We start from the raw sequence: 21,994 nt of genomic DNA, 5'->3' as shown, positions 1-21,994 counted from the left end.
GAGCAACAATAAATTTGCGGGATTGCTTGAAAATGTAGGTAAAAGCATCACATCATGTCAAAGAGCAATATCGAAGACGGAACAAGGCAAAAGTGAACGAAAACGCACGCGAACATATTGAAAAAATTCTTGCCAATATGACGACTCTACCCGGTGTTTACCGCATGCTGGGTAAAGATGGTGAGTTGCTGTACGTGGGTAAAGCAAAGAATTTAAAAAATCGTGTGTCGAGTTATTTTGTGAAAACCATTGAGCATCCCAAGACGCAAGCCTTGGTCGCCCGTATTTATGATATTGAAACCTTGGTGGTGCGTTCTGAAACGGAAGCCCTATTGCTCGAACAAAACCTGATTAAGCTGCATCGTCCACCGTATAACATCATGCTGCGTGATGATAAGTCTTATGTTTATATTTTTATCTCTGCCGATAAACCCTATCCACGAATTGCCGCAGGACGTGGGAAAGGTAAGCATCAAGCTGGTAAGTTTTTTGGGCCTTATCCGAGTGCTTATAACGCGCGTGATACTTTGGTGGTGCTGCAAAAATTGTTTAATGTGCGTCAGTGTGAAAATAGCTATTTTTCGCAGCGTAAACGACCATGCTTGCAATACCAAATTAAGCGCTGTTCCGCGCCTTGTGTGGGGTTGATCTCACCCGAAGATTACAAAGAAGATGTCAATAACTCGATTCGGTTCTTACATGGCGACACCAAAGAGCTCAATCAAGAGCTGATTGGGAAAATGGAAGCTGCGGCAGAAGCTTTGGAGTTTGAAAAGGCAGTGTTTTATCGTGATCGTATGGCACTGCTACGTGATGTGCAAACTCAGCAAGCGATTTATAAAGTCAAAGGCGAGGCAGATATCATTGCCATTGCTTATCAAGCCGGTGTGACCTGTGTGCAAATCATGCATGTGCGCAATGGCAAAATGCTCGGCGGAAAGAGTTATTTCCCTGATATGCAGGGTGATGATCTAGGTCAAATGCTCTCGGACTTCATTGCCAATTTCTACTTTCAAGTTGCAGATGAGATTCCAACTGAACTCATCATCAATGTCGATATTCCAGATCGCAAAGACATGGAAGATGCACTACATCAACACTTTGATAAAAAAATTCAAATCAAACATAAAGTGCGTGAAACCCGTGCAGAGTGGCAAGAGCTTGCACAAATGAATGTGCAGCACGCCATTAAAGGTAAATTGGCCGATCATTTTGAATTGAATGAGCGCTTTCATCAGTTAGAGCAAGTCGTTGGGCGGCCGATTGACAGTATTGAGTGTTTTGATATTTCTCATACCATGGGTGAGGCAACCATCGCGTCTTGTGTGGTGTTTGATGCTGGAGGTGCAAGAAAGCGCGACTATCGCCAATTTTCCATCAATGACATCACCGAAGGCGATGATTATGCTGCAATGCGTCAAGCACTGACCCGCCGCTATAAAAAGCATATGTTGCCCGATTTGCTATTAATTGACGGGGGAAAAGGTCAATTACACATGGCGATGGAAGTCATGCAAGAACTCGAGCTCGATGCCTTTATGGTCGGGGTGTCCAAAGGTGAGGGGCGTAAACCAGGTTTGGAAACTTTGCACTTTACCGATGGTGAAAAAATTCAATTGCCCGAAGACCATAAAGCCCTGCATTTGATTCAACAGGTTCGTGATGAAGCCCACCGATTTGCCATTACCAAACACCGAGCGAAACGAGATAAAAAGCGCGGCTCATCGGTACTTGAGGTGATTCCGGGCTTAGGGCCAAAACGTCGTCGGGATCTGTTGACCCATTTTGGTGGCATTCAGGGGGTACTCAAAGCTTCTGAAAATGATTTAAAACTAGTGCCGGGCTTAGGCGATGTGATGGCACGTACCATTTATAAAATTCTGCATGAATAGAGTGAACTAGCCCCAATCGATGACGGGTCAATTCTGAATTTGCCAAAATGCTCATTGACGCATGAGTCACTAATCATTCACATCATTCGATTTTTATACAATGATATAAAAATCAAAAAAATGATCAGGGATGATGATGTCACTCGCACAGTTGTATCAACATATTGAACACAATGAATGGGTTGAGATTCCAGAAGGATGGTTGCAAGGGCGTACGATCTATGGCGGCTTAGTGGCTGGCATGATGATGCACAAAGCCGTTGCCATCATTGCAGATCCGCAGCGACGTTTACTCAGTTGTAATGTGACCTTTGTTGGGCCAGTACAATTGGCGCCCGTGCGTTTAAGTGCGGAAATTTTAAGACAGGGCAAATCCGTCACCACCATCGAAGTTCGAATTTGGCAAGATGATGCCGTACAAAGCATTTTATTGGCGAGCTTTGGTGTTCCACGTGAATCAAGCATTGTCGTCAATCAGGAGCGTCAAGCACCCGATTTTCCTGAAGTGAGCAGCTTAAAGATAGCCGAACATCATCCACTTGCACCCCAGTGCTTTCAGCAAATGGATTTGGCCTGGGTAGATGGGCAGTATCCGTGTACAGCAAGTCAAAAGCCTGACTTTAGTGGTTGGATGCGTTTTAATCCAGAACGCCACGATAACCGTAAGATGACCGTAGCTGATTTACTGGTCTCGATGGATATGTGGCCGCCCGGCGTGCTGCCTATGTACAAAACCATGGCACCTGCGAGTTCTTTAACGTGGACGTTGACCTATGTGCATCCCTTGCAATCAAACTTACATAATTGGTTTAAATATAAAGTATTTACCGATTATGCAGCGGATGGTTACGCTACGGAATATGCTCATTTATGGGATGAAAATGACCAGTTGATTGCGATTGCGCGACAGACTGTTACGGTGTTTGCCTAGTGACACTGCGGGGCATTTCGTATAAAGTGAGTGCAACTAACGATGGATAAATCCTCAAATTATTCTGCATTTTCATCGTGCATGAGGGGAAAACTGGGGTGTCTATGACAACAGGTCGAATCCTGAATATTCCTAATATTTTAACATTGGCACGAATTGCTTTAATTCCTGTGTTTTTGTTGGTGGCGTATTGGCCACCTGCAATGGGCGTGGGTGAGCATGCTGCAAGCATGTCACGTCATATATTGCTGACCGCTATTTTTGTGATCGCAGCTGTCACGGACTGGTTTGATGGCTACCTTGCGAGAAGTTTAAATCAGACTTCAGCATTTGGGCGTTTTCTCGATCCTGTTGCAGATAAACTGATGGTCGCAACTGCGTTGATCGTCTTGGTGCAATGGCAACCGACCATTTCGATGGCCTTTGCAGCGATTGTAATTATTTCACGTGAAATCACGGTGTCTGCGCTACGTGAGTGGATGGCTGAATTAGGCGCACGTACCAGTGTTGCGGTTTCAACCGTTGGTAAATATAAAACAGCATTTCAGATGATTGCGATTTCAGTGTTCTTGCTAAATTGGCAACCCCTAGAAATGTTGGCGTATGGATTGCTCTATACAGCCGTAGTTTTAACGTTATGGTCGATGTTTATATATTTGAAAGCCGCATGGCCGTATTTAAAGCAACCTTGATTTAAAGTAAGTTATTAAAAGCTCCGTGATCGGGGCTTTTTTATTGCCGAGTTTTTAGAAAAAATTGAGGGGGTTGACTAGTTTGAATAGCGCTTCATTTGATTAGAGCTTGAAGTTAAATGTGAGATGTTAGCGCAAATTTTGGATAAAAAAATTCCCAGATTTTGGGGGAAATCTGGGAAGGAAAATCGGGGTTACTTATCGCTATTATGGAAGATGTTTCCATCTTCTTGATTGCTATTATAGGAAAGCAGATTTAGAGATACATGGAGTTTATTGTAGTGTAATGTTGTGTTTTATTGAGAAATGTATCACAAATTTACATTAATAATTTTTGATACAAATTGGCCAATAACTTTGGTAGGTTTTGTTTGGATTTAAACAATAAAAATCGATATATGTTATGGAAAAAATACAATTAACATTATTTAAATAATAAATTCATTTATTTAAGTTTAAATAAAATTGATCAATAGATAAAAGATATTTCAGCAATGATGAAGATCATTTCTGAATGAAAACTTACACAGACGTCATCTTTGTTTTGCGAAAATAGCAGTGCTCCGAAGCAAAAAAAGGAGTCCTTTCAGACTTTATTTTGAAATTACGCACTTCGCTTGTCTTGCGTAATCTATAGAGTAGTAAAAAAAATCCCCAAATTTGGAGATTCTTTTCAATTAAAGCCTACGCGCAGCATAGCTGCTTGTCTTGCGGCGTGGCAGTACTCCTAAGCACAAAAAAAGGAGCCCCTTTGGACTCCTTCATGACATTTGAAGCTACGCGCTTCGCTTGTCTTGCGTAATTTTTAGAGCAATAAAAAAGAATCCCCAAGATTGGAGATTCTTTTCAATTAAAGCCTACGCACAGCATAGCTGCTTGTCTTGCGGCGTGGCGGAGCAGTGCTCCGCTTTATCACGCCTCAGGCTTTAGGCCTTCGGCTTTTTCTAAAGATTCATCATTGCTGAAGAATTTTTCACGCTGTTCTTCAAGAAACTTTTTTGCATCTGGTTCAAACACATTCAAACGCTTTTCGTTGATTAATGTTGTTTGGTGTTTTAGCCATTCTTGCCAAGCTTGTTTAGATACCGTATCAAACAATTCTTGTCCCTTCGCACCCGGGAATGGTGCAAAGTCTAAACCTTCCATTTCAGCCTGATATTTACGGCAAAAAACTTGTCGAGACATATCAATACTCCATTTAACTTGAAAAAGTTATGCGTAAAGTTTTTCTAAACGTGCGTGTGCGCGTTCAATTGCTGCTTCAACTTGAGCAGGTGCAGTACCACCAATGTGGTTACGTGCATTGACAGATGCTTCAAGTGTTAATGCTTTTTCGAAGACATCGGCCTGAATCAAGTCAGAGAACTGTTGAAGTTGCTCAAGGGTTAATTCTGAAAGATCTTTGCCTTCTTGAACACCGAGAGCAACTGCTTTACCCACAATCTCATGTGCATCACGGAATGCCACGCCATTTTTAACGAGGTAGTCGGCAAGGTCAGTTGCAGTTGAGAAGCCACGCAGCGCTGCTTCACGCATGATGTCAATGTTTGGCACTAGTGCAGGGATCATGTCGGCAAATGCCATGAGTGAGCCACGAACAGTATCAATTGCATCGAATAGTGGTTCTTTATCTTCTTGGTTGTCTTTGTTGTATGCCAAAGGTTGACCTTTCATTAGGGTCAATAGGCTCATCAAGTCACCATATACACGGCCAGTTTTACCACGAATCAACTCAGGAACGTCTGGGTTTTTCTTTTGCGGCATGATTGAAGAGCCAGTGCAGAAACGGTCAGGAATGTTCACAAATTTGAACTGAGCCGATGTCCAAAGAATCATTTCTTCTGACATACGTGATAAATGCATCATGATGAGTGATGCTGCAGCATTGAATTCAATACCAAAATCACGGTCAGATACAGCGTCCAAAGAGTTTTCAGCGACAGCTTCGAAACCTAGTAATTCTGCAGTGAATGCGCGGTCGATCGGGTAAGTTGTTCCTGCAAGTGCAGCAGAGCCTAAAGGTAGGCGATTTACACGTTTACGGCAGTCAATTAAACGTTCTGAGTCACGTACCAGCATTTCAAACCATGCCATTAAATGGTGACCAAAAGTCACTGGCTGTGCAGTTTGTAAATGCGTGAAGCCCGGCATGATGGTATTGGTATTTTTCGCCGCTAAGCCTAGGATGCCTTTTTGTAATTTTTTCAATAATTCTAAAATCGCATCGATTTCGTCGCGAACATACAGACGGATATCGGTTGCAACTTGGTCATTACGACTACGACCGGTGTGTAGTTTTTTACCTGTAATACCGATACGTTGAGTCAAGCGTGACTCAATATTCATGTGCACATCTTCTAGGTCAATGCGCCATTCGAAGTTACCCGCTTCAATTTCTGCTTTAATGGTGTTTAAGCCATTAATAATATCGTCACGCTCTTGTTCAGTCAGAACGCCGACTTTTGCAAGCATGGTTGCATGTGCAATTGAACCTGCAATATCTTGTTTATAAAAGCGTTGGTCAAACTGTACAGATGCTGTAAATTCAGCAACAAAAGCGTCAGTAGCTTCGGAAAAACGACCGCCCCACATGCCTGAAGTTTGGGCTTGTGACGGATTTGAGGAATTAGAAGATGTGGTCATGTCGGCTCAATAAGATAAAAAGCATAGAACTGAGCAAGAGTATAGCAAATTCGAACCCAGTTGCCGAAGGGCAAGTTGATCAAACTTTTAGACAAGGTTTGGGCCTATGACAATTTCTGTATTTTCAAGAAAAATGGGCCGCTGGCATTATTTGTGGGAGCTTTTTCTTGCGGGTAATATTGTGGCGTTGGTCTTGGCTTTGGCACAAGCTCATTCGTGGCAAGCCTTAAGTGTTTCCAGTGTCATGCAGCATGTGTTGTTTATTAACTGGATTTTATTGGCATTTGCTGCATTTTCAGAGCTATTGCAGAGCAAGACGCGTGGTTTAAGCATGAAAATGCTCATGTTTAGCGGGTTTGTTTTATTGCAAGCTTTGGTGTTATTCACCACCATAACTTTAAATGTTTTGATCTATTTTGGTGAAAATTTCAGTTTAGCTGGTTTGAGTGCAGACGTTTTAACTGCTGGTGTTGTTTTAAATCTGAGCTATGGGGTATTACTTGGGGCATTTTGTTTTCGATATTTATATTTAAGAGAACAGTGGGGTCGACAACATCATAGTGAATTAAACTCACGCATTCAGGCTATGCAAGCTCGGATTCATCCACATTTTTTATTTAATAGCTTAAACAATGTGATTAGCTTGATTGCGATTGACCCAGATAAAGCGGAGCAAATGCTACTGAATTTATCTCGATTGTTCCGTGCAAGTTTTCAAGAATTGAAGTTGGTAAGTCTCAAAGATGAGATCGATCTGTGTCAGCGTTATTTGGCCATTGAACAAATGCGTTTAGGTGATCGGCTTAAGGTGGAGTGGAAACTAGAAGGTATTGAACAATACGCTCAAGTACAAATTCCACTATTAACTTTACAACCTTTATTAGAAAATAGTATTTTTCATGGAGTTGAAAAGATTTTGACAAAGAGTACGATAAATATATTGATTGAAATATTACAAAATCAAATTAATATCGTTATTACAAATCCCTATACACAGGATACAATTAAATTACGTCAGGGGAATGGTATTGCCATCGAAAACGTGAAACAGAGACTTGAGGCATATTATGGTCAGCATGTCACTTTTCAAACCTACGCAGGCGAGGGAATGTATACGACTGTGGTGCAATATCAATATAAATAGAAATCTCAGTTGACCAATAAAAATAAATGATGTTAACGAGATAAGGAGGAGAAATGGACATCCTAATCTGTGATGATGAGCCTCTAGCAGTAGAGCGATTGTCACGTTTAGTCACTCAACTTGGACATCAAGTGGTTGCGAAAGCTTCACATGGTCAACAAGCGATTGACTTGGCTCAAAGCCTCGAGCCTGATGTCATCTTACTAGATATACAAATGCCTGAAATGGATGGGTTGACTTGCGCGAAATTGTTGCGTGAATTAGACCCCATGCCTGCTATTATTTTTTGTACTGCATATGATCATCATGCACTTGATGCATTTAAATCGAATGCAGAGGGATATTTACTAAAACCAGTTATGCAACAGGAATTGCAGCAGGTTTTAGATCATTTAACTAAATTAACCCAAGCTCAATTGAGCACGATAAAACAAAAAGAAAATATGGACGAAATTAAAATCAGCCGCCATCAAATCGCGGCAAAGACCTATCGTGGTGTAGAGTTGGTACCTGTGGAAAATATTTACTATTTTCTTGCAGATCAGAAATATGTCACTGTTCGGCACAAAAATGGCAGCGTACTCATTGATGAAACGCTGAAAGATTTAGAGCATGAATTTGGTGATCGCTTTATACGCATCCATCGTAATGCCTTGGTGTCTGTGAGCTTTTTAGATGGTTTAGAAGTCGTAAGCTCAGGGCAATATCAGGTGCGTTGTCGAGATTTAGAAGAACGTTTGGCGGTCAGCCGTCGACATTTACCGAATTTACGTGAGCGAATACAAAAATTATAGGGCAAGGGGCAAAGCACATTGCGAATTAAGCTTGCATTTTCAACTGAGCAAGTTAAGTTTAGAATAATAGCCCTATAGACTGTATTTAAAAATTTATGAATATCCTTAAGATCGCAACTCGACAAAGCCCGCTTGCACTTTGGCAGGCGGAACATATTCGTGCACGCTTAGAAGCACTTCATGCAAATTTGAAAGTTGAGTTGGTGACCTTTGTGACTCAAGGTGACAAGATTCTAGATACCCCTTTAGCCAAAATTGGGGGGAAAGGATTATTTGTAAAAGAATTAGAAGCGGCGTTGTTGGATGGTCGTGCAGACTTGGCAGTTCATTCGATGAAAGATGTGCCAATGGCTTTGCCTGAAGGTTTAAGCTTGGCCGTGATTTGTGAGCGTGAAGACCCATTAGATGCTTTCGTTTCAAATACCTATAACAGTTTTGATGAGTTGCCACAGGGTGCGAAGGTGGGAACGTCGAGCTTGCGCCGCAAATGCCAAATTTTAAAACAACGTCCAGACCTTGAGATTATTGATCTGCGTGGCAATGTGGGTACGCGTTTATCTAAACTCGATGCGGGTAACTATGATGCGATTATTTTGGCCAGTGCAGGGTTGAAGCGTCTGGGTTTAGGAGAGCGTATTCGTCATACTCTTGAGCCTGTTGTGAGTTTACCTGCAGTTGGACAAGGTGCATTGGGCCTAGAATGTCGTAGCCAAGATCAAACTGTATTGGATTTAATTTTGCCCTTAATGCATACAGAGACCAATGCTTGTGTACGCGCAGAACGTGCATTTAATGCATATCTAGAAGGTGGCTGCCAAGTACCGATTGCAGGTTATGCAACCTTAGAAAATGGTCAGATTCATTTAGAAGGTCGTGTCGGTAGTGTTGACGGTCAAACCTTGTTGAAAGCACAGCAAGTAGGTCTTCCTGAACAAGCTGAACAGCTCGGTGTCAAATTGGCACAAGACTTGTTAGCCCAAGGTGCAGGTGAAATTTTAAAGGCACTGTATTAATACATGCTTTTTATCAATACACGTCCAGCAGATCGTGCAACGCAGCTTAGCTTGACGCTGCGCTCTGCGGGTGTTGCTGTGGCTGAGCTTCCATTACTTGAGCTCAAGCCACGAGCATGGTCAGAAGCATTGGCAGCGTGCTACGCCCAGTTGAGTGCTGCGGATGTATTGGTTGTGGTGAGCCCTTCTGCGGTTACCTTTGGAATGCAAGGTTTGCGTAAGGCAGGTATTTCATTAGAGCAGCTCGAACATATTCAATGGGTTGCAGTCGGTGATGCAACTGCAGCAAAGCTGGCTGATTATGGCATTCACAGTGTCGTACCGCAGGTGGAAACCTCGGAGGGAATGCTCACCTTAAGCCATGTAGAACAATTAGAGGCCAGGGCTTGTGTTGCGTTTTGGCGCGGTGAAGGTGGTCGTCAATTTATGATGCAGCAGTTGCTAGCACGTGGCATTCAGGTTCTCAATTTTGTGCTATACGAACGGCATCTACCGGAAGAGACCACTCAAAAAGTAAAAACACTCATTTCTGAACATCAGTTGTCATCTCCATATTGTATGTTGATCACCAGTGAGGCCAGTTGGCTCAATTGGCTTGACCTGATTCAGTCGCATTTATCAGTACTGCGCCATGCACATTTTTTAGTTTTAGGTGTAAGGTTGTTCGAGCTACTTGAGCAAAGTCGTATAACACTGAACAAAGATTTTAAAATTATTCAACTCGAAGATTTAAACGCGACACACATATTGCAGCATGTGCAAGTCGTGCAGGGAAATACATGAAGAAGTTGTTTGTCGTTGTGGTCATTGTCGCCGTACTTTGGTTGGCTAAACTCAGTTTTGACCTATTTCAAGTCAATGCTCAACAAACCGAACTGATGCAACAGCAAACTTTATTGCAACAGCGCAATGCAGGTTTGAATGATCAGGTCGTGGCTTTGAAACGTCAGTTGAGCGGCACAACGACCGAGATGTCGGCTGCAACGACATCGAATGCTTCGATTGCTGCTGAGGCGACCCATAGTATTGAGCCAATGATGGTTGTTGGCCAGCAACTTGATTTGATTGAATTTGCCATGCAGCAACAACAATTTGCTGTTGCTTTGGAAAAATTAAACCAATTAGATCAACAATTAGACCAGTTGAGCTTGGCACCTGCACTGCGCATGAGTTTGCATCAGGTAATTCAAAAAGACCGTGAAACCTTAAAGCAATATGTGACAGAGCGTCAGTTGCAGTCTGATAAAGTGAAAAATACTCTGCAATCGATCGATCAATTGTTAGAAAAAGAAATATTAAAGCCCTATAGTTCAAAAGAGCAGCAAAAAGGTCTTTCTTTTTGGCAAAAATGGATTCAAGTCGAATCAGTCGAACAACCGAGTCCCGTATTAATGCAGCGTAGCTTGGTATTAAAAGAAATGCAGTTACGTTTAATTTTAGCTCAGCAGGTTTTAAATCAAGGACAATATCCTCAATTTCAACAAGAAATCACTGAAATTATTAAAATTATGAAGCAATTGCCAGATGCCTCATTAAAATTGATACGCCAACGTTTAGAACAATTAAAGGACATTCCGGTTATTTCTGTACCGCTGTTAAATACTCGGGCACTCATAGGATAATCGACTATGAAACATATTTTATTGGCCTATTTATTTATTAGTTTATTGGTTGTCGCCATTATTAGTTTGCTGAGTTTTGGACATGGTGCAGGTTATGTGTATTTATATTGGCGTGAATGGCAAGTTCAATCCAATATTTGGTTTTTAGCATTATTGCTAGCATTACTGAGTTTAGTCGTGCAAATGCTTTGGTATGCGGTTAAACGCTATTTAAGTCGAGAACAACGTAAATCTGAAACGGTCTTTAGTTTTAATAAACTACATCCCTATGAGCAATTGGCTGTCATTTGGCTTTTAAATGCTGCACAAGATCAAAAAAACTTTATTCAGCAAGCTTTTACTGAGTCTGGATTATTAAAAGGGGTGATCGATGCGCGTTTATATTGGATTCAGCAGCAATATGAAACAGCACTAAATGCATTAACTCAGACCAATCCAATGGCTTTTGAACTTGCAGAATTGCAACGGATTGAAATTTATTTATCCCAACAAGAGGGTGAAAAGGCTTTAACGCATCTTGAATTTTTGAATCAACATGAATTATCGCCATGGTTGCAAAAAGTCAGCACTGCCTATGAGCAGCGTTTAACCACGCTATGGGGCATGTTTGCGTTGCAGTTTCCTTGGTTGTATTTGCGTTCGACACGTTATGGACATTTAGATGAGTTGACAAAACAAGCTTGGTTGGAACAATTATTATCTGCGTTTGATCAAGCTGATGTCGATGACTTACAGTATTTAAAGCAGCGTTATTTGGATTTACAAGATCAAATCACAGAGCGTAAATATGCGGTCAAAGTGCTATGGTTGAAAGTCTTGTCTCGTATGCCAGAGATGAGTCAGGAGCATGAGCAATTGGCCATTCATTTGCTGGAACAGCAATTTAACAAAGAAGTGTTCTTTTTGTGGTTCCAGCAAAAAATGCTGAAGCAAAACCCTGACTATGTGGCTGTAGAACAGCAGATTCAACGTTGGGAAGAAAAGTATCCTGCGCTGCCTGTTTTTAGTTTTGCAAAATGGAATATTTACCAAGCGACAGCACGCCAAGCTGAGGCAGATGCATTATTAGAATTATATCCAGATGATGTGTTAATGAGTTATTTACGCATCAAGTCAGCTTTAAATCAGCAGGAATATTTGACCAAACAATTAAATTTAATATTTGAAAATAATGCTAATTTTATGGAAATTCGAATATAAGGATATTATATGCAAGAAGATTTAGCTCAATATTCATTGATTCATACTCAACACGTCGCTTGGGGGGATATGGATGCTTTTGGTCATGTAAATAACGTGCATTATTATCGTTATATGGAAAGTGCGCGGATTGGTTATTTAGATCAGTTGGATATATTTAATCAGTCTGTGGTTACGGTTGTTGCTTCAAGCCAGTGTAAATATTTAAGCCCAGTGGTTTATCCTGATATTTTAAAAGTGGCAACGCGCGTTGAAGAATTAAGAAATAGTGCATTTCGTATGAGTTATATATTATGGAGTGAACAGCAACAAAAAATCGTTGCAACAGGCGATGCGGTTATTGTGTGCGTGGATAAAACTACCCTACAAAAAACCTCTATTCCAGAAAATATTAAAACTAAAATAAAAGCCTTAGAAAATTCAGTGGGAAATAATATTTAAATACAATTTAACTTTATATATTTTAAGGAGTCGTGTTAAAATATTGTAGTAAAATGAAAGTTATTTATTGAATAAAAATTTTATTATAATATTATGAGCGAGTTTTCATAAGCATTATTAAAATGAAATTTCGGAGTTAAAGATTATGCCTGATATTAGTAATTTATCAGTTGAAGAGTTAAAGAAGCTTCAAGTAGAAGCTGAAGCGCTGATTGCATCTAAAAAAGATCAAGCGATTGAAGATGCGTACAACCGTATTGTTGAAATTGCAGAAAATTTAGATTTAAGCGTTGAACAAATCCTTGAATTTGGTTCAAGCAAACGTAAAAAATCAACTCGTAAAGCTGTTGAGCCACGTTACCGTAGCAAAACTAATGCAGATGACACTTGGACTGGTCGTGGTAAACAACCACGTTGGTTAGTGGCTGAGTTAGAAAAAGGCGCGAAACTAGAAGACTTCTTAATTTAAGAACAATTCATGAAATCGTCATATCCTGAGTTCAGGATAATTAAACCAGGCAAATGCCTGGTTTTTTTATCTCTTTGAATTGGCTATGCAGAAAAAGTATGCATAATGTGTCTATAAAGAAAAATGTTTAAATGATGGAAAAAAATTGATGGATCGGTTGTGGTGGGATGATCAATAAAACTAATAATATTCGGTGGCTCATTTTTGCTGCGATCAGTTTTTTAATTTTCGTTATGCTGCAAGTACCAGCAGCGTGGCTCATTACAAAGTTTTATAAAAATAACCAAATGCTACATAACGTCAGTGGCAATATTTGGCACGGGCAAGCAGATTGGACACGAGGAAATTTGAAAGGCTCGTTAAGCTGGAACACGCGCCCGTGGGACTTGATTTTATTGCGCTTGGGTGCAAATGTTGAAATTCATAGTGGCAATACCAAACTGCAAGGTGTGATGGGGTATGGTTTTGGCAAAAGTATCAGCATAAAAAACTTAGAGGGTCAAATTGCTCCTGAAACCTTAAAAAGTTTTGCCGATTGGCAATGGCCAACGAATGCCATTCAATTAAAAGATGTGCAGTTTAAATATAAGCCACAACAGGGATTTAGTCAGTCATCAGGTGAGATGCAGTGGGCAGGCGGGGATTTATCCTTTAGCTTTGCACAGCGTCAAGAGTCAATGAATGTGCCTGCCATGTTGGCCCAATTAAAAGATGATAATGGCAAATTATCGATTGATGTTCGAGATCAACGTAAACAAAAAATGATGAATTTGTCACTTGAGCCAGACCTCATGTTGGATGTGCAATTAACCCAGCGCTTTTTGATGAATGTTGCTTCCTATGAAGGTAAGGCCGGATTAGATACGTATGTGATTAGTTCGCGTCAACCCCTATTGAGTGGGGTGAACTGATGGCTGACTATTTCGAAAAAATCCGCGAGATCAATTGGAAGCAAACAGATCGACTTGCACCTGTGGTCTTAGTTTTAATAATTTTGTACCTGTGCTGGAAGTTAGCCGCTTTATTTTGGTTATTGATTGCACCGCCACAAGCCATGCAGTTAGACCGAGTTGAATTGGGTTCACAGCAAACGCAAGTTCCTAATATTAGCTCTTTTGCCTTGTTTCAGGAAAACCGCAGTTCAGCAGCTGACGCGCAGTTAAATATGGTGTTACAAGGTGTGGTGGTTGGACAGCCAAGTCGCTACTCGTCGGCAGTGATTAAGGTCAATGAGAGTTCAGATCGCTATTTGGTTGGAGAAACCATTCAAGGTTCATCATATCAACTGGCTGAAGTTTATTGGGATAAGGTGATTTTAACGCAGGGTAATGGTGCACGGCGTGAATTGGCGTTCCAAAGTATTGAAAACGGATTAGATCAACCGATTGTCCCTACAGCCAATGCAACATCAGGCGGATCTTTGCAGAATAACAGCATGCAAAATACAACTGATCCTGCAAATTTAGGGCAAAGCACAACGCAGTCCGCGATTGGTCAGGCCGTACAACGCATGACTGAAAATCGTGAACAATATATGCAGGAAATGGGGGTAAATCCATCAGTTAATGGTGGGTTTGAAGTTTCAAATCGAACACCTGCAGCCTTAAGAAATAAATTGGGTTTGCAGCCGGGTGACCGCATCATGTCTTTAAATGGGCAGGCGGTCGGTGCAGGACAATCTGAGGCGCAATTATTAGAACAAGCCCGCCGTGAAGGGCAGGTGAAACTTGAAGTCAAACGTGGTGATCAAGTGATGACCATACAACAGGATTTTTAGTGATGTCTCATCACTTTATAGGGTTAGGAAACACAGGCGTATATGGCTTTATTTAATAATAACCGTTCAACTTTAGCTGCCTATGCCATGGTGCCCTTGGTTGCTATGGTCAGCACAGCAAGTTATGCACAAACATGGAAAATCAATTTACGTGATGCAGATCTTACGGCATTCATCAATGAAGTCGCAGATATCACGGGGAAAAATTTTGCAGTTGATCCACGGGTACGAGGAAATGTAACGGTTATTTCCAATAAGCCTTTAAATAAAAATGAAGTCTATGACCTGTTTCTCGGTGTGTTGAATGTGAATGGTGTAGTGGCAATTCCATCGGGCAACACCATTAAACTAGTTCCAGACAGTAATGTAAAAAGCTCGGGCATTCCTTATGATGCGCGCCACCGTGCGTCTGGAGACCAAATTGTCACTCGAGTGATTTGGCTTGATAACACTAATGCCAACGACTTAATTCCAGCGTTGCGCCCATTGATGCCGCAATTTGCACATTTGTCAGCAGTGGCGGGGACCAATGCGCTGATCGTCTCAGATCGTGCAAGTAATATTTATCAGCTCGAAACGATTATTCGTAATTTAGATGGAACGGGTCAAAATGATATCGAAGCTGTGACGCTGCAATCGAGTCAGGCCGAAGAAATGATTGGACTGTTAGAGTCGATGAGTTCGACCGGCGCATCAAAAGACCCGAAAGGGTCACGAATTCGTATTATCGCGGACAATCGAACCAATCGCATTATCATTAAAGGTGATACAGCGACACGTAAGCGCATTCGTAAGATTATTGAAACCTTAGATGTGCCTGCAGCAGATCGATTGGGTGGGTTGAAAGTCTTTCGTTTGAAGTATGCCAGTGCAAAAAACTTGTCGGAAATCTTACAAGGCTTGGTCACGGGGCAAGCTGTTTCGAGTACGAATTCATCGAATAGCTCAAACAGCAGCACGATGAACAGCTTAATGAATGATAATAACAGCTCAAATTCACAGTCATTCAGTTCACAAAACAACACCAGTTCAGGCATTAACCTCAACAGCAATAACTCTTCCAATAATACGCAAAATGGTATTTCAAGTTTTAATGCCAATGGCGTGAGTATTATTGCCGATACCACACAAAATGCACTGATTGTGAAAGCAGATCCGCAGCTCATGCGTGAAATTGAATCTGCGATTTCTCAGCTTGATATTCGTCGTCAGCAAGTGCTGATCGAAGCGGCGATTATTGAAGTCGAAGGCACGGATACCGATCAACTCGGTGTGCAATGGGCGTTGGGTGATATCAGTAGTGGTATCGGCTTAATTAACTTTGATAACTTTGGTTCTAGTTTAAAGAATATTGCCGCAGGTTATTTAACTGGTGGCGCTGCGGGTGCAGGTAGCGCGGTGAGTGCGGGTACTTCTTTGGTCCTTGGTGATTATCGTGAAGGCAGTGATGGTTCACGCAAACTCTATGGTGCGATGATTCAGGCCCTAAAAGAAAAAACCAAATCCAATTTATTATCTACACCGTCGATTGTGACGATGGATAACGAAGAAGCCTATATTGTGGTGGGTGAGAACGTTCCATTTGTGACAGGCTCGGTCACCACCAATGGTGGTACAGCCAATCCATATACATCGATTGAGCGTAAAGATGTCGGTGTGACGTTGAAAGTTGTGCCGCATATTGGCGACGGCGGTTCGGTGCGTTTAGAGGTCGAGCAAGAAGTTTCTGATGTAAAAGACAATAAAGGCCAAGCGTCGGATTTGGTTACGACTAAACGCGCGATCAAAACCTCGATCTTGGCAGAGCATGGTCAAACAATTGTGTTGGGTGGTTTGATCTCTGATAATACATTGCATGGGCGTCAATCCGTTCCGGGGTTGGGGGCTATTCCTGTACTCGGCAAACTCTTTAGCTCGGAAGGAAAATCCAACAGTAAACGCAATTTACTGATCTTTATTCATCCGACTATTGTTGGAAATTCTGCCGATGTGAAGAAAATGTCTCAGCAGCGCTACAGTCAGCTCTATAGTCTGCAACTGGCATTGGATAATGACGGTAATTTTGCGAAATTACCTGAAAATGTGGACGATGTGTATCAACAGCGCATACCTGTTTCAAAAGGTACAGCGCCAGCCCCTGTGTATAAGACGGTACCGACAGCACCACAAATGACACAGCCAGCGGCAGTGGTCTCCACGCCAGTAGCCATTGAGCCTGCGGTGAAGCGCCAAACCATTACCGTACCGAATGGCAAAGTGGCGGGCATGCCTTAGGTTAGACAGCAGAGTGGTTTAGCTTTGAAACCACTGCATGCTATGATGAAAAAAACGAGCAATAGAGAATTAACTTCATGACTTGGAAAATTCAAGCAATTTCTGGTGATTTAACAGGACAAGAAATTAGTATTGAGCGTGATATGTTGGTGGGTCGCCATCAACAAGCAGATATTGTTTTGCAAGAATCTGATGTATCGCGTAAACATGCTGCCTTTGTACTGAAAGATCAGGCACTCTGGTTGCAAGATCTTAATTCATCCAATGGGACGTTTATTAATGATGTCCGTTTGACTGGTGAATCACTTTTAAAAGAAGGTGATATTGTACAGTTTGCCAGTGTGAAGTTTAGTTTATTGGCTCCAGCTAAAGCTGTTCAGATCCCAGCGGATATCGAACAAAGCTTTGAAGCATTGCAAACAGAAGAAATTACACCTGTTCAGCAGCCGTCTGAAGCTGTTGCAGTTTCTGAAACTGCGGCACCAAAGCCTGTAGTAAATGCGTCTGAGACTGTGACGCAAGAGCCTGTCGTTAAAACCGCAGCACAACAAATGAATGATCAAGGTATGCCAGAGTTGAAAGAGCGAGATGGCTCAGTTCAATTGACTCGTGATGGTATGCCAACCAATGTGGGTGTGCCTAAACCTGCACCAATTCCTGAGGGAATTGACGTAACTGCTGTTCCGAAAAATGAAGCATGTGATGTAGAAATTCCAGCGACATGTGTAGAGCAAGAGCGTGAAGCGCAAAAAAATGCCTCTGTGGGCTTAATCTCAGTCATTGTTTTAATCATTCTTGCAATTATTGCATGGGTCTTGTTTAAATAAACCGAGACATTCCTCAAAAGGCATGCATGGGCATGCCTTTTTTATGGGAAAAATTTACAAAAAAATAGAGGGACATTATGTTTGAAGTTCGTTTAGCAGAACGCCAAATGATTTTATTTGATCTGGATGGAACGCTAGTCGATTCAGCATCTGACTTACATCGTGCGATGAATATGAGTCTAAATGCGTTGCAATTACCGTTGGTCACAGAAGTGCAGGTGCGAAACTGGATTGGGAAAGGGACTTCATTGTTTTGTCATAGCGTACTTGAATACTTGACCGGGAAGGTGGATGCCGCACAGCACCATCTTTTACTGGAAACTTTTCTAAAGATTTACAATGCAGATCCTTGTGTTTTGACGCAGCCCTTTGATGGCATTCTAGAGTTCTTGGATTGGGCAAAAGCAGAAGAGAAAATTCTGATTTGTGTGACCAATAAACCAGAGCAACCGGCACGCAGTATTGTGCAGGCACTAGGTATGCATGAATACTTTGATGATGTGATTGGCGGAGATCATTTTGAAGAGCGTAAACCACATCCCAAGCAGCTAGAGTATTGTGCGGAGCATTATGCCTTGCCGAAACAGCAAATTTTGATGGTGGGTGATTCTGTCAATGATGTAGAGGCAGCACGTCGTGCGGGTATTGATTGTATTGTGGTCAGCTATGGCTATAATCATGGTGAAAATATTCGAGATTGTCAGCCGCAGCACGTGGTTGATAACTTAAAAGAATTATTGGGTTGAAATAAGTAGGGTTAAGGAAGTGAAAATGAGCAAGTGTGTAGTATTTCGATGGCGTCACTCAATCAGCATGAGAAGAAATTAACTGAAATTGACCACGCGAAATATAGAGAAACCCAAATGACTACACAAACTCAATTTGAACAACTGAAAACTGCTGGATATAACTTGATTCCAGTATATCGTCAGCGCTTGGCAGATACAGAAACTCCACTTTCTGTCTTTGCGCGATTAAAACAACATAAACAAGCCTATTTATTTGAATCTGTAGAGGGTGGCGAAAACTGGGCGCGTTACTCCATTATTGGCTTGGGCGAGTCCACCGTATTTTCCTGTAATGAAGGGCAGTTGACCGTTCAACATGTTGATGGCTCGATTGAAAAACAACAATGTGCAGACCCATTTCAATACATTCGTGACTTCCAAGCACAATATAAAGTGCCTACACAGCAAGATTTGCCAGCGTTACCGAGCTTTACAGGTGGATTGGTTGGATACTTTGGTTATGACGCTGTACGTTATATCGAACCAAAGCTCAATAATGTTCCAGAAGCTGACCCGGTCGGGATTCCGGATATTTGGATGATGCTATCAAAAACCGTCATCGTCTTTGATAACCTTAAAGATACCTTATTCTTAATTGTGCATGCCGATGTAAATGATGCTGAGGCCTATACCAAGGCGCAGCAACAATTGGATGAGCTAGAAGAACTTTTGGCAACCCCAATTGCACTCAAAGCAAATAAGCATACTGCACCACAGTTTGAATCCATCACTGGACATGACAACTTTATTGACTCTATTGCGAAAGTAAAAGAGTACATTAAAGCCGGTGATGTGATGCAGGTTGTGCCGGGCCATCGTATGGTATCCGATTTTGATGGTGAGCCTTTGCAGGTCTATCGTGCACTACGTCACCTCAATCCATCGCCATATTTGTTCTTGGTGCAAGGGCTGACACTAGAAAATGACATTCCTTTTCATATCGTCGGTTCATCACCTGAAATTTTGTCCCGTTTAGAAAATGGTGTGGCAACAGTTCGTCCTTTGGCGGGAACGCGACCACGGGGTAAAACAAAAGAAGAAGATTTAGCGCTAGAAAAAGATTTGCTATCTGATGAAAAAGAAATTGCAGAGCATTTGATGTTGATCGATTTGGGGCGAAATGATGTTGGACGTGTTTCTAAAATCGGTAAAGTTCACGTGACTGATCAAATGGTGATCGAACGTTATTCGCATGTCATGCACATTGTGTCAAATGTGCAAGGTGAAGTACGTGATGATGTCGATGCTTTGGATGTTTTTAAGGCAACATTCCCTGCGGGTACGCTTTCAGGCGCACCAAAAATCCGTGCTATGGAAATTATTGACGAAGTTGAACCAGTAAAACGTGGAATTTTTGGTGGTGCTGTTGGTTATTTAGGCTGGCATGGCGAAATGGACATGTCGATTGCGATTCGTACCTGTGTAATTCGAGAAAATAAGGTCTATGTTCAGGCTGGAGCAGGGGTGGTGTATGACTCAAATCCTGAATCAGAGTGGAATGAAACCCAAATAAAAGCTCGCGCAGTGATCAAAGCGGTTGAATTATCATCAAATGGATTGATTTTATGAGTTTTTCACGTTTTTTTTAGAAAAAACACTTGCAAGGATTTCAAGATTTGCTAAACTGCACACCGTTCCGATACGAAACGTACGAAACACTAAGAAACGCCGGCATAGCTCAGTTGGTAGAGCAACTGACTTGTAATCAGTAGGTCCACAGTTCGAATCCGTGTGCCGGCACCATCTTAGAAAGTTTGAGAGTGAGTAGAGAGAACGACACTGAAGTAAGTGTAAAATGGTGAGGTTCCCGAGCGGTCAAAGGGGGCGGACTGTAACTCCGCTACGAAAGTTTCGAAGGTTCGAATCCTTCCCTCACCACCAATTTTAAGACTTCAATAAGTGGTTTGTACCAACATCGTGCGGGAGTAGCTCAGTTGGTAGAGCGGTAGCCTTCCAAGCTACATGTCGCGAGTTCGACCCTCGTCTCCCGCTCCATATCTATTGAAGTGCTTATATTTGCTCTTATAGCTCAGTGGTAGAGCACTCCCTTGGTAAGGGAGAGGTCTCGAGTTCAAATCTCGATAAGAGCTCCAGATTTTACAGTTTAGCAACTTTAAATGTTGCGCAAGATTCCAGAAGCAGGCTTTTTAGTCTGCTTTTCAAGTATTGGGTGTTTATTTTTTTTAGGCGATATGTCGGAGCTGGGTTTTACTCAGAATTGTGTTCGACGTAAACGAGGAAGAAAAGCATGGCTAAGGCTAAGTTTGAACGTAATAAGCCGCACGTTAACGTGGGCACAATCGGTCACGTTGACCATGGTAAAACGACTTTAACAGCTGCGATTGCAACTGTGTGTGCAAAAAAATTCGGTGGTGAAGCGAAAGATTACGCTGCAATCGACTCTGCACCAGAAGAAAAAGCACGTGGTATTACAATTAATACTTCACACGTAGAATACGATTCTCCAATCCGTCACTACGCTCACGTAGACTGCCCAGGTCACGCCGATTATGTTAAAAACATGATTACTGGTGCTGCGCAAATGGATGGTGCGATCCTTGTTTGTTCGGCGACTGATGGTCCAATGCCACAAACTCGTGAACACATCCTCCTTTCTCGTCAGGTAGGTGTACCTTATATCGTTGTATTCCTAAACAAATGCGATATCGTAGACGACGAAGAATTAATTGAATTAGTAGAAATGGAAGTTCGTGAACTTCTTTCTACTTATGACTTCCCAGGCGACGACACTCCAGTAATCCGTGGTTCTGCTCTTGCAGCGCTTAATGGTGAAGCTGGTCAATACGGCGAAGATGCTGTAGTTGCTCTTGTTGAAGCTCTTGACTCTTACATCCCAGAACCAGAACGTGCTATCGACCAAGCATTCCTTATGCCAATCGAAGACGTATTCTCAATTTCAGGTCGTGGTACAGTAGTAACTGGCCGTGTTGAAACTGGTGTTGTGAAAGTAGGCGAAGAAGTTGAAATCGTTGGTATTAAAGATACAGTTAAAACAACTGTAACTGGCGTAGAAATGTTCCGTAAACTTCTTGACGAAGGTCGTGCGGGCGAGAACTGTGGTGTTCTTCTACGTGGTACTAAACGTGAAGACGTTCAACGTGGTCAAGTACTTGCTAAACCAGGTACAATCAAACCGCATACTAAATTCGACGCAGAAGTATACGTACTTTCTAAAGACGAAGGTGGTCGTCATACTCCATTCCTTAACGGTTACCGTCCACAGTTCTACTTCCGTACAACTGACGTAACTGGTGCGATCGCGCTTAAAGAAGGCGTTGAAATGGTTATGCCTGGTGACAACGTAGAAATGTCAGTAGAATTAATCCACCCAATCGCAATGGACGCTGGCTTACGCTTCGCGATCCGTGAAGGTGGCCGTACAGTTGGTGCGGGTGTTGTTTCTAAAGTAACTGCATAATATAATACAGTTATCTTTGTACAGATCGAGAGTTTCGACTCTCGATTT

General features: G+C 41.9%; 19 protein-coding genes, 4 tRNA genes and 1 pseudogene. 22 read left to right on the top strand and 2 right to left on the bottom strand.

The window, feature by feature from the left end; genetic code table 11:
* Positions 1–92: 92 nt before the first annotated feature.
* The 3 genes from uvrC (at position 93) to pgsA (ending at position 3,515) form a co-directional block, all read left to right on the top strand.
* A complete protein-coding gene (gene uvrC / locus FTU29_RS06355) occupies positions 93–1,892 on the top strand; it encodes an excinuclease ABC subunit UvrC (RefSeq protein ID WP_180120954.1) in 1,800 nt (599 codons plus the stop codon).
* Positions 1,893–2,028: 136 nt separating this feature from the next.
* Positions 2,029–2,823 (top strand): thioesterase family protein, encoded by a 795-nt coding sequence (locus tag FTU29_RS06350; protein ID WP_180121162.1) that lies wholly within the window; start codon positions 2,029–2,031, stop codon positions 2,821–2,823.
* Between the two features lie 104 nt (positions 2,824–2,927).
* On the top strand, positions 2,928–3,515 hold the full coding sequence (gene pgsA, locus FTU29_RS06345; RefSeq protein ID WP_078190467.1) for a CDP-diacylglycerol--glycerol-3-phosphate 3-phosphatidyltransferase: 588 nt from the start codon (positions 2,928–2,930) through the stop codon (positions 3,513–3,515).
* A gap of 912 nt (positions 3,516–4,427) precedes the next feature.
* Here pgsA and FTU29_RS06340 read toward each other — a convergent pair.
* Positions 4,428–4,700 carry an oxidative damage protection protein gene (locus FTU29_RS06340; protein WP_180084384.1) on the bottom strand — a complete coding sequence of 91 codons (273 nt, stop codon included), beginning with the start codon at positions 4,698–4,700 and terminating at the stop codon, positions 4,428–4,430.
* 27 nt (positions 4,701–4,727) lie between these two features.
* A complete protein-coding gene (gene argH, locus FTU29_RS06335) occupies positions 4,728–6,158 on the bottom strand; it encodes an argininosuccinate lyase (RefSeq protein WP_180120952.1) in 1,431 nt (476 codons plus the stop codon).
* Here argH and FTU29_RS06330 point away from each other — a divergent pair.
* The 19 genes and pseudogenes from FTU29_RS06330 (at position 6,149) to tuf (ending at position 21,946) form a co-directional block, all read left to right on the top strand.
* A pseudogene (locus FTU29_RS06330) lies at positions 6,149–7,302 on the top strand (sensor histidine kinase). The gene argH and the pseudogene FTU29_RS06330 sit on opposite strands and share 10 nt — an antisense overlap.
* A 53-nt stretch (positions 7,303–7,355) precedes the next feature.
* Positions 7,356–8,096 (top strand): LytTR family DNA-binding domain-containing protein, encoded by a 741-nt coding sequence (locus FTU29_RS06325; RefSeq protein WP_078190465.1) that lies wholly within the window; start codon positions 7,356–7,358, stop codon positions 8,094–8,096.
* Positions 8,097–8,191: 95 nt separating this feature from the next.
* Complete coding sequence (hemC, locus tag FTU29_RS06320; protein ID WP_180024939.1) at positions 8,192–9,109, top strand: hydroxymethylbilane synthase; 918 nt, start codon at positions 8,192–8,194, stop codon at positions 9,107–9,109.
* Positions 9,110–9,112: 3 nt separating this feature from the next.
* A complete protein-coding gene (locus tag FTU29_RS06315) occupies positions 9,113–9,892 on the top strand; it encodes a uroporphyrinogen-III synthase (RefSeq protein WP_180120948.1) in 780 nt (259 codons plus the stop codon).
* A complete protein-coding gene (locus FTU29_RS06310) occupies positions 9,889–10,731 on the top strand; it encodes a hypothetical protein (protein ID WP_180120947.1) in 843 nt (280 codons plus the stop codon). The genes FTU29_RS06315 and FTU29_RS06310 overlap by 4 nt, the downstream gene beginning before the upstream one ends.
* Before the next feature lie 6 nt (positions 10,732–10,737).
* Positions 10,738–11,931 carry a heme biosynthesis protein HemY gene (locus FTU29_RS06305; protein ID WP_180120945.1) on the top strand — a complete coding sequence of 398 codons (1,194 nt, stop codon included), beginning with the start codon at positions 10,738–10,740 and terminating at the stop codon, positions 11,929–11,931.
* Positions 11,932–11,940: 9 nt separating this feature from the next.
* Positions 11,941–12,372, top strand: coding sequence for a thioesterase family protein (locus tag FTU29_RS06300; protein ID WP_180120943.1), 432 nt, complete (start codon positions 11,941–11,943; stop codon positions 12,370–12,372).
* A 142-nt stretch (positions 12,373–12,514) separates the two neighbouring features.
* Positions 12,515–12,841: an H-NS family nucleoid-associated regulatory protein gene (locus FTU29_RS06295; protein WP_078190459.1), complete on the top strand. Its 327-nt coding sequence runs from the start codon at positions 12,515–12,517 to the stop codon at positions 12,839–12,841.
* 167 nt (positions 12,842–13,008) lie between these two features.
* On the top strand, positions 13,009–13,752 hold the full coding sequence (gene gspN, locus FTU29_RS06290; protein WP_180120941.1) for a type II secretion system protein N: 744 nt from the start codon (positions 13,009–13,011) through the stop codon (positions 13,750–13,752).
* Complete coding sequence (locus tag FTU29_RS06285; protein WP_180120934.1) at positions 13,752–14,618, top strand: type II secretion system protein N; 867 nt, start codon at positions 13,752–13,754, stop codon at positions 14,616–14,618. Before gspN ends, FTU29_RS06285 begins: the two co-directional genes overlap by 1 nt.
* 42 nt (positions 14,619–14,660) lie before the next feature.
* A complete protein-coding gene (gene gspD, locus FTU29_RS06280; protein ID WP_180024946.1) occupies positions 14,661–16,892 on the top strand; it encodes a type II secretion system secretin GspD in 2,232 nt (743 codons plus the stop codon).
* A gap of 77 nt (positions 16,893–16,969) precedes the next feature.
* Entirely contained in the window at positions 16,970–17,719 is a 750-nt protein-coding gene (locus tag FTU29_RS06275) for an FHA domain-containing protein (RefSeq protein WP_180120932.1), read from the top strand.
* 77 nt (positions 17,720–17,796) lie between these two features.
* A complete protein-coding gene (gene gph / locus FTU29_RS06270) occupies positions 17,797–18,465 on the top strand; it encodes a phosphoglycolate phosphatase (protein WP_180120930.1) in 669 nt (222 codons plus the stop codon).
* Between the two features lie 117 nt (positions 18,466–18,582).
* The gene (trpE, locus tag FTU29_RS06265; protein ID WP_180121160.1) at positions 18,583–20,076 is read left to right on the top strand and encodes an anthranilate synthase component I; all 1,494 of its coding nucleotides are present in this window, start codon (positions 18,583–18,585) and stop codon (positions 20,074–20,076) included.
* A gap of 98 nt (positions 20,077–20,174) precedes the next feature.
* Positions 20,175–20,250 (top strand) — tRNA-Thr (locus FTU29_RS06260).
* Positions 20,251–20,304: 54 nt separating this feature from the next.
* Positions 20,305–20,388, top strand: a tRNA-Tyr gene (locus FTU29_RS06255).
* A 38-nt stretch (positions 20,389–20,426) separates the two neighbouring features.
* Positions 20,427–20,502, top strand: a tRNA-Gly gene (locus tag FTU29_RS06250).
* A 23-nt stretch (positions 20,503–20,525) separates the two neighbouring features.
* Positions 20,526–20,600: transfer RNA gene (locus FTU29_RS06245), tRNA-Thr, on the top strand.
* Between the two features lie 155 nt (positions 20,601–20,755).
* Positions 20,756–21,946, top strand: a complete 1,191-nt coding sequence (gene tuf, locus FTU29_RS06240; RefSeq protein ID WP_180120928.1) for an elongation factor Tu — start codon at positions 20,756–20,758, stop codon at positions 21,944–21,946.
* Positions 21,947–21,994: the final 48 nt, after the last annotated feature.

It is taken from the genome of Acinetobacter sp. YH12086, from assembly GCF_013419345.1.
Lineage (GTDB): Bacteria > Pseudomonadota > Gammaproteobacteria > Pseudomonadales > Moraxellaceae > Acinetobacter > Acinetobacter amyesii.
This window is presented reverse-complemented; position numbering and strand designations above follow the sequence as displayed.

Bases quoted from the DNA above. Each gene is read 5' to 3' on its own strand.
- FTU29_RS06310 (WP_180120947.1), top strand. From the start codon at position 9,889: ATGAAGAAGTTGTTTGTCGTTGTGGTCATTGTCGCCGTACTTTGGTTG.
- gspN (WP_180120941.1), top strand. From the start codon at position 13,009: ATGATCAATAAAACTAATAATATTCGGTGGCTCATTTTTGCTGCGATC.
- FTU29_RS06300 (WP_180120943.1), top strand. From the start codon at position 11,941: ATGCAAGAAGATTTAGCTCAATATTCATTGATTCATACTCAACACGTC.
- FTU29_RS06340 (WP_180084384.1), bottom strand. From the start codon at position 4,700: ATGTCTCGACAAGTTTTTTGCCGTAAATATCAGGCTGAAATGGAAGGT.
- gph (WP_180120930.1), top strand. From the start codon at position 17,797: ATGTTTGAAGTTCGTTTAGCAGAACGCCAAATGATTTTATTTGATCTG.
- FTU29_RS06285 (WP_180120934.1), top strand. From the start codon at position 13,752: ATGGCTGACTATTTCGAAAAAATCCGCGAGATCAATTGGAAGCAAACA.
- trpE (WP_180121160.1), top strand. From the start codon at position 18,583: ATGACTACACAAACTCAATTTGAACAACTGAAAACTGCTGGATATAAC.
- FTU29_RS06325 (WP_078190465.1), top strand. From the start codon at position 7,356: ATGGACATCCTAATCTGTGATGATGAGCCTCTAGCAGTAGAGCGATTG.
- FTU29_RS06350 (WP_180121162.1), top strand. From the start codon at position 2,029: ATGTCACTCGCACAGTTGTATCAACATATTGAACACAATGAATGGGTT.
- pgsA (WP_078190467.1), top strand. From the start codon at position 2,928: ATGACAACAGGTCGAATCCTGAATATTCCTAATATTTTAACATTGGCA.
- FTU29_RS06305 (WP_180120945.1), top strand. From the start codon at position 10,738: ATGAAACATATTTTATTGGCCTATTTATTTATTAGTTTATTGGTTGTC.
- hemC (WP_180024939.1), top strand. From the start codon at position 8,192: ATGAATATCCTTAAGATCGCAACTCGACAAAGCCCGCTTGCACTTTGG.
- tuf (WP_180120928.1), top strand. From the start codon at position 20,756: ATGGCTAAGGCTAAGTTTGAACGTAATAAGCCGCACGTTAACGTGGGC.
- argH (WP_180120952.1), bottom strand. From the start codon at position 6,158: ATGACCACATCTTCTAATTCCTCAAATCCGTCACAAGCCCAAACTTCA.
- FTU29_RS06275 (WP_180120932.1), top strand. From the start codon at position 16,970: ATGACTTGGAAAATTCAAGCAATTTCTGGTGATTTAACAGGACAAGAA.
- FTU29_RS06315 (WP_180120948.1), top strand. From the start codon at position 9,113: ATGCTTTTTATCAATACACGTCCAGCAGATCGTGCAACGCAGCTTAGC.
- gspD (WP_180024946.1), top strand. From the start codon at position 14,661: ATGGCTTTATTTAATAATAACCGTTCAACTTTAGCTGCCTATGCCATG.